The 7,558-nt window shown below is 71.6% G+C and carries 6 protein-coding genes; 3 read left to right on the plus strand and 3 right to left on the minus strand.

Annotation, left to right across the window (positions count from 1 at the left end):
* Window positions 1-347: 347 nt before the first annotated feature.
* Window positions 348-1,694 (minus strand): nicotinate phosphoribosyltransferase, encoded by a 1,347-nt coding sequence (locus HV826_RS35575; protein WP_176421459.1) that lies wholly within the window; start codon window positions 1,692-1,694, stop codon window positions 348-350.
* Window positions 1,695-1,948: 254 nt separating this feature from the next.
* Here HV826_RS35575 and HV826_RS35580 point away from each other — a divergent pair, with 254 nt between their 5' ends.
* Both HV826_RS35580 and HV826_RS35585 read left to right on the plus strand, forming a co-directional pair.
* Window positions 1,949-2,965, plus strand: a complete 1,017-nt coding sequence (locus tag HV826_RS35580; RefSeq protein WP_176421460.1) for a 2-hydroxyacid dehydrogenase — start codon at window positions 1,949-1,951, stop codon at window positions 2,963-2,965.
* Window positions 2,966-3,006: 41 nt separating this feature from the next.
* Complete coding sequence (locus tag HV826_RS35585; RefSeq protein WP_176421461.1) at window positions 3,007-4,299, plus strand: universal stress protein; 1,293 nt, start codon at window positions 3,007-3,009, stop codon at window positions 4,297-4,299.
* 24 nt (window positions 4,300-4,323) lie between these two features.
* Here HV826_RS35585 and HV826_RS35590 read toward each other — a convergent pair whose 3' ends face one another.
* Window positions 4,324-4,989, minus strand: a complete 666-nt coding sequence (locus HV826_RS35590) for a metallophosphoesterase (RefSeq protein ID WP_176421462.1) — start codon at window positions 4,987-4,989, stop codon at window positions 4,324-4,326.
* A gap of 149 nt (window positions 4,990-5,138) precedes the next feature.
* Between HV826_RS35590 and alr the strand changes: the two genes are divergently transcribed.
* Window positions 5,139-6,371 carry an alanine racemase gene (alr, locus tag HV826_RS35595; protein WP_176421463.1) on the plus strand — a complete coding sequence of 411 codons (1,233 nt, stop codon included), beginning with the start codon at window positions 5,139-5,141 and terminating at the stop codon, window positions 6,369-6,371.
* Here alr and HV826_RS35600 read toward each other — a convergent pair.
* A complete protein-coding gene (locus HV826_RS35600) occupies window positions 6,328-7,326 on the minus strand; it encodes a lysophospholipid acyltransferase family protein (RefSeq protein WP_217918910.1) in 999 nt (332 codons plus the stop codon). The two genes, alr and HV826_RS35600, sit on opposite strands and share 44 nt — an antisense overlap.
* Window positions 7,327-7,558: the final 232 nt, after the last annotated feature.

The raw sequence follows: 7,558 nt of genomic DNA on the forward strand, positions 1-7,558 counted from the left end.
GCCTCGGGGGCGGGGTCCTCTGACTTCTTGCAGGCGCTGCCCAGAAGCAGCGCCGAGCCAAGGACGACGGCGGGGCCGAGACGGCGACTCATGGTGCGCTCCAACGAAAAATCGGCCCTCCACCATGGCAGAAGGTTGGGGCTCGGAGGAAGCCACCTCAGGAGTACCAGAGAGGCGCACCGGGGTCATTGGGACCTCGTTGCTTGCCTTCCGGGTGGGCTGGCACTTCAAGCCCAGAAGCCCGCTTGTCGAGGCCCAGGTGCCTCGAACGCGGGAGTGCGTGCTTCAGCGTCAGCCGCTCCAGCTCGGAGGACTCATCGAGCAGCTCTGGGATGACGCCGAGCCTCTCACGTCGCCGCGGACCACAGCTCCACTTCGTGCTCGCGAGCCCGCCGCAGCGCCTGACCCAGCTCCACCGGGTATGGCTGGCGCGTGGGCGACAGGGCGCGAATCCCGGGCGGCAGCCGTGAGACCTCGCGTCGCGCGTAGTCGCGGCTGTCCTCCAGCGTGGGTGAGGCCTCGGGCAGCCGTTGTCCTCCGCGCATCGCCGGTTGGAGCAAGGGCCTTCCAGGCGCGACGTCCTGCCTGCACGTGAGCACGTCGCCGCTCGCCACGCCGTCCACCTCCCGCCGGTAGATTTGCTTCGCGCCCGGGAGCAGCAGCTTCCCCGACGACAGCTTCACCCGGGGCCGCCCCGCGTACGCCACCAGCTTGTAGGCCATGTCCAGCGCGGGTGCGTCCGACGAAACGCCCATCGCCGTGCCCACGCCGAAGCTGTCGATGGGCGCCCCGCTCGCCACCAGCCTCGCCACCGCGTCTTCGTCCAGCCCGCCGCTCGCGTACACGCGCACCTGCTCCAGCCCGGCCTCGTCGAGCAGCTCCCGCGACGCCTTCGACAGCGCGAGCAGATCGCCCGAGTCCAACCGGATGGAGCGCACCTGGAAGTCCTCGCCCAGCTCGCGCGCCAGCCGGATGACGTGCTGCACGCCGCGCAGCGTGTCATAGGTGTCCACCAGCAGCGTGGCGTCCGGATGGACGCGCACGAAGGCGCGGAACGCCTCCAGTTCGTCGTCGTGCGCCTGCACGTAGCTGTGCGCCATGGTGCCCGCGAGCGGAATCCCATACGCCTTCCCCGCCAGCACATTGGAGGTGGAGTCCACGCCCGCCAGATACGCCGCGCGCGCCACCTTCAGCCCGGCGTCCGTGCCGTGGTAGCGCCGCAGGCCAAACTCCATGACGTGGCGTCCCGCGGCGGCCGTCACCACACGCGCGGCCTTCGAGGCCACGGTCGTCTGGAAGTGCACCTGGTTGAGGAGGTACGTCTCCACCAGCTGCGCCTCCGGCAGGGGCGCGCGGACCTCCAGCAGGGGCTCCTCGGCGAACACCGGCGTGCCCTCCGGGACGGCGTCCACGTCACCGCTGAAGCGGAAGCGCTCGAGCCACCCGAGCAGCCGGTCCGAGAAGCGGCCTTGAGACGCCAGCCAGTCCAGCGCCTCCGCGCCGAAGCGCAGCTGCTCCAGGTACCTCAGCGCATCGTCGAGCCCCGCCGCCAGCAGGTAGTTGCGCCGGTGCGGGAGCATGCGCGCGAAGAGGCTGAACACGGCCTCGTCCCACATTCCCTCTTCGAGGTAGGCCTCCGTCATCGTCAGTTGGTAGAGGTCCGTCAGCAGCGCGGCGTCTTCCAGCCGGTTCATGTCGGGGGCTCCGCTCGAAGGGGCACTGGCGCCTCGAACTCAAGCTAGGCCCTGGCCTCGCCGCGCGCTCCCGCACGTCCGCTGCCCGGCGGGCAGGCGTTCGCCTCGCGCGCAGCTTTTGCCGCTCGGCCCCCGGCTGCGCATATTTTGCGCGGCTGTCGAAGGCCGACAGCATAGGGTGCCGCCTGGAGCAGGCCTTGCATTGACGCTGGCCGTACGCGGCGAGAACGGACTCGCCGAGCAGGAGAGCAGGCATGCGCGTGGCTGTCTTTGATACACACCGATACGACCGGGACGCGCTGGAGGCCGCCAACGCGCGTTTCGGACATGCGCTCACCTACTTCGAGCCGCGGCTGACGCTCCAGACGGCGCCCCTGGCGGAGGGCTTTCCCGCCGTGTGCTCCTTCGTCAACGACAAGGTGGACGCGGCCACGCTGGCGGTGTTGCACGCGGGTGGGGTGCGGCTCGTGGCGGCGCGCTCCGCGGGCTACAACCACGTGGACCTCGAAGCGGCGCGGCGGCTGGACCTGCGCGTCACGCGCGTGCCGGAGTACTCCCCCCACGCGGTGGCCGAGCACGCGGTGGCCCTGGTGATGTCCCTCAACCGCCACATCCCGCGCGCCTTCTCGCGCGTGCGTGATTGGAACTTCTCGCTCGACGGGCTGGTGGGCTTCGACCTCGCTGGCAAGACGGTGGGCGTGGTGGGCACGGGCCGCATCGGGCGCGTGGCGGCGCGCATCTTCAAGGGCTTTGGTTGCGACGTGCTCTGCTACGACGTGGCGCCGGACGCGGCCTTCGAGCGCGAGCTGGGCGTGCGCTACGCACCGCTCGACACGCTCTTCACCGAATCGGACATCCTCTCGCTGCATGTCCCGCTGACGCCGGGCACGCGGCACCTGGTGGACGCGGCGGCGCTGGCGCGGATGAAGCGGGGCGTGCTGCTCATCAACACGGGCCGCGGGGCGCTCATCGACAGCAAGGCGCTGGTCGCCGCGCTCAAGTCCGGTCACATCGGCGGGGCCGGACTGGATGTGTATGAAGAAGAGGAGGGCGTCTTCTTCCAGGACCTCTCCGGGCAGGTGCTCCAGGACGACGTGCTGGCGCGGCTCCTGACCTTCCCGAACGTGCTCGTCACGTCGCATCAGGCCTTCCTCACCCACGAGGCGCTCGCCAACATCGCCGAGACGACGCTGGCGAGCATCCAGGCCTTCGAGCGTGGCGAGCCCCTGGTGAACGAGGTGCGCGCCGAGCAGGTGCTCCGCGCGCGTTGATTTCCACTCCACTCCACGCCTCACTCGAACCTGGAGCTGCCATGTCCATTGTCTGCGCCACCAACTTCTCAGACGCCTCCCGGCGGGCCTCCACGCTGGCCGCGGAGCTGGCCCGCAAGGCCGGCACGTCCCTGTGGCTGGTCCATGTCCTCAACCCCGACTCCGTGCGCGCCTTCGGCAAGGCCCTGCTGGGCTCCGCCGAGGCGGTGCTGAGCGATGAGACGAAGCGCCTGGAGAAGCTGGGGGCGAAGGTGGAGCCCGTGCTCCTCACCGGCGAGCCGGCGGTGATGCTGGAGGCGTTCTGTCAGGAGCAGCGCGCCTCGCTGGTGGTGGCGTCACGGGGCGTGGACGAATCACCCTTCGGGGGCGAGGGCGGCACGGTGGACCGCCTGGCGCAGTCGCTGACGGTGCCGCTGCTCGCCATGCGGGACCCGGCGCCGCTGGAGGCGTGGACCCGGGGAGAGCGGCCCCTGAAGGTGCTCCTGGGCGTGGACCGCTCCCTGCCCTTCGAGGCCGCGCGTGACTGGGTGCTGACGCTGCGCAAGGGCGGCCAGGTGGACGTGGTGGGCGGGCGCGTCTACTGGCCGGAGGAGGAGGCCCGCCGCCTGGGGCTGCGGCAGGCCATGGCCTACGGTGAGGCCCCGCCCGAGCTGCAGCGGGCGCTTGAGAAGGAGAGCGCGGAGCTCCTGGCCCCGCTGGCCCAGGACGGAGCGCCCGTGCGCGCTCGCGTGGAGGTGGGCGTGGGACGCATCGCCGACCACCTGGTGGACCTGGCTGAGCAGGAGCACGCGGACCTGCTGGTGGTGGGCACGCACCACCGGCGCGCGCTGGGGCGGCTGTGGAGCGTGTCGCGCCACGCGCTGCGGCTGGCGCGGATGTCCGTGGTGTGCGTGCCCGCGCAGGCGATGACGGTGGGCACGGACACGCCGCTGCCGGAGTACCGCGAGGTGATGGTGGCCACGGACTTCTCGGAGACGGGCAACCGCGCGGTGGCGCATGCCTGCGCGCTGACGCCGCCGGGCGGCACCGTGCACCTGGTGCACGCCACCGAGTCGAAGCCGTCTCTCGAAGAGGAGGCCCAGCTGCGCGAGCAGCTCTCCGCGCTCGTCCCCAAGGGCGCGCGGGACAGGAACGTGCGGCTGGAGGTCATCCCTGGCGGCAAGGACGTGGTGGCCACGCTGGCGCAGGCGGCCGAGCGGCTGGGCGCGAGCGCCATCGTCATGGGCACGCATGGGCGGTCGGGTTGGAAGCGCGCCGTGCTGGGCTCGGTGACGCAGTCCCTGCTGCTGCGCACGGACAGGCCCGTGCTGGTGGTGCGTCCCCCGGCGGCGTGATGAGGCGCGTGGGCGCTTCCTTCTCTAGGAGGCGTCCACGTCCACGTAGGCGCGCCTGGCCAGGACGGACACGAGGCGGCCCTCCGGCAGCACATAGGCGGAGAGCTTGCCTCCGTACACGCAGCCGGAGTCCAGCCCCACCGCATACGGGTGCCGCTGGACGCCCCGCATGGCGTCGTGGCCGAAGATGACCAGCTCCGGCCCCTGCCACAGGCTGGCCCACGGCGCGCCCGCGTCCACGCGCTTCGACGGCGTCCCATCCGGCAGGATGCTGCGCAGGTTGAGCAGCTCGTCTTCCTTCTGCGCCTCCAGCGGCACGCCGGGCACCAGCCCGCCATGCACGGCGACCACGTTCAGCTCGGGGAAGAGGCGGTACAGCGGCTGGGCCTCCAGCCACGCCCAGTCCTCGGGCGTCAGGGTGTCCAGCACCTGCTGATGCTCGGGCTTCAGCTTCTTGCCGCGCGGCCCCCGGCCCGCGTGCCAGCGCAGCACGTGGGCGTCATGGTTGCCCCGCACCGCCAGGAAGCCCTGCTCCCGCGCACGGCGCACCACTCCGGCGGAGTCCGGGCCCTTCGCCACCAGGTCCCCCACCAGCACCACGCGGTCGCCTGGCTGCCAGGCGCACTGCGCCAGCAGCGCGTCCAGTTCCTCCGCGCACCCGTGCACGTCTCCAATGAAGAGCGTTCGCATCCGCCCTCCCTTTAATGCGCTTTGCATCCATCCGGAAACCCTCTGTGGGGCGTCAGGCCTCCAGGACGCTCGCGCGGCGGGAATATGTGGGGGCCTGGGCAGGTGTGGTGTCCCGGCCACGCCTGGCGCATGGCCCGCGCATTGCTGGTATGGCTGGGCGCGTGGTGGAGGTGAATGTGGAGTCAATCGGCAGTGGCCCAGGGGACGCGGTCCATTCCTCGTGGCTGGAAGTGAGTGCGTCCGCCCTGCGGCACAACGTCGCCGTGTTCCGGGCCCTGGAGGGGCAGGGGGCGGCGCCGCGCGCGCTGGGGGTGGTGCTCAAGGGCAACGCGTATGGGCACGGGCTCGCGCAGGTGTTGCCCCTGGTCCACGGCGAGGTGGACGTCCTCTATGTCATCGCCCCGCAGGACGCGCTGAAGGTGAGGGAGTACGAGCGGGCGCGGGGGCTGGCGCCGCGGCAGGTGCTCGTCCTGGGCGCGGTGGCGCCGGACGAGGCGGTGGTGCTGGCGCGCGCGGGAGTGGACGCGGTGGTGGCGGACCGTGGCTGGGCGGACGCGGCGGCGGTGCTGCGCGCGGCGAAGCTGGAGCGCCCCCTGCGGGTCCACGTCCACATCGACACCGGCCTGGGGCGCGAGGGCTTCACGCTGGACGGCTTGCCCACGGAGGCTCGCTTCCTCACGGAGTCCCGTGACGTGCTGGAGGTGGTGGGCGCGCTCAGCCACTTCGCCAACACGGAGGACGTGACGGAGCAGGGCTACGCGCTGGCGCAGGTGGAGGCCTTCGAGAGGGGGCTGGCGTTCCTCTCCGAGCAGCTGGCGCCGGCCCGGCCGCTACAACGGCACATCGCCGCGAGCGCCGCGACGCTGGTGCTGCCTCGCGCCCGCTATGAGGCGCTGCGCGTGGGGATTTCGCTCTACGGCCTATGGCCGTCGCCGGAGACGCGGCTGTCAGCGCGGCTGGTGCTGGGCGAGGTGCCGGTGCTCAAGCCGGTGCTGGCGTGGCGGTGCCGCAGCCAGGTGGTGAAGTGGCTGCCCGCGGGCAGCTACGTGGGCTACGGCTGCACGTACCGGTGCCCGGAGCCCACGCGCATCGCGGTGCTGCCGGTGGGGTACTACGACGGCTACCCGCGCCTGGCGTCGGGCAAGGCTCACGTGCTGGTGAAGGGCCGCCGGTGTCCGGTGCTGGGACGGGTGATGATGAATCACCTCATCGTGGACGTGACGCGCGCCACGTCCGACGAGCGCGCGGTGACGGCCACGCTGCTGGGCCGCGACGGCGAGGAGTCCGTGCCCGCCGAGTCACTGGCCGGCTGGGCCCAGACGATTCACTACGAGGTCGTCACCCAGCTGGGGGCGCATCTGAAGCGGGTGGTGGTGGCGTAGTCCCCGCAGGCAGGGCGGCCTCCGGTGGAGGCTGCACCTTCCAGCGGCGGTGCAACCACATCCACTGGTCCGGGTACTTGCGGATGCAGCGCTCCAGCGCGGCCGTGACGCGCGCGGTGTGCTCCGTCATCGGGTCGGCGCACTCACCCGGCGCGGGCGGGAGGATGGGGCCTTCTACCGCCAGGCGGAAGCGGGCGCCGCCCCGGCCGTTGCGCACGCTCATCACCACGAACACGGGGGCCTTCGTGCGCGCCGCCGCCACCGCCATGGCCGGCGTAGTGGAGGCCAGCTTGCCGAAGAAGGGCACGAAGGCGGCCGCCTTCGCTGGCAGGGCCTGGTCCAGCAACATGAAGGGCGACTCGCCGCGCTTCACGGCTTTGATGACCTCCTGGATGGCGCCCCGCGGGTAGATGAGGCCGGCGCCCATGCGCACGCGGTTCTCCGCGATGCGCGTGTTGAGCGCGCCCTTCAGCGGACGCACCAGGCCGGCAATCGGGATGCCGTGGCGGGTGACCATGTCTCCCAGCAGCTCCCAGTTGCCAAAGTGCGCCGTCACCAGCAGCGCGCCCTGGCCCGTGGCCACATGCGCCTTCAGCGCCTGCCAGGCCGCTTCGCCTTCCACGCCCTGCTCGGCCCAGTCCCGCGGCAGCCGGTCGCCGGACGGCAGCGACTCCAGCACCACGCGCGACATGTTGATGTAGGCGCCGCGCGCAATCTCGCGCCGCTCCGCGTCACTCTTCTCCGGCATCGCCATGGCCAGGTTTTCCAGCGCCACGCGACGACGGATACCCAACCTGTACGCGAGGTTGCCCACGAAGCGAGCGAGCGCGTCACGCGACTCTGGGGACAGCCACGTCACGAAGGCCCAGACGAAGCGCGTCAGGAATCCCACCACCCGTCCGGGGGGCGTGCCGACGACGCGGAGCAGGTGCTCCGCTGGTCGCTTCGGCGTCATGGCGGGTGAGTCAGGGGGCGGGGAGGCAGGCACAATCTCGGACACGGTGACGCACTCCACCGCGAAGTGGAGATGACAGCAAGGCCACACCTGCCTGTTGCGCGCTACCTTGCCCGCTCGGCATGGGACACACTGCGCGCCATGCCCAACCTGCTCCGTGCAGCGGCCGTGGCCGCTGTGGCCCTCCTCAGTGCGTGCGGTGCCCGGCAGAACCCTCCCGCCACCGCCCAAC

This window comes from Myxococcus sp. AM010 (assembly GCF_013372585.1).
Taxonomy (GTDB): Bacteria; Myxococcota; Myxococcia; order Myxococcales; family Myxococcaceae; genus Myxococcus; species Myxococcus vastator.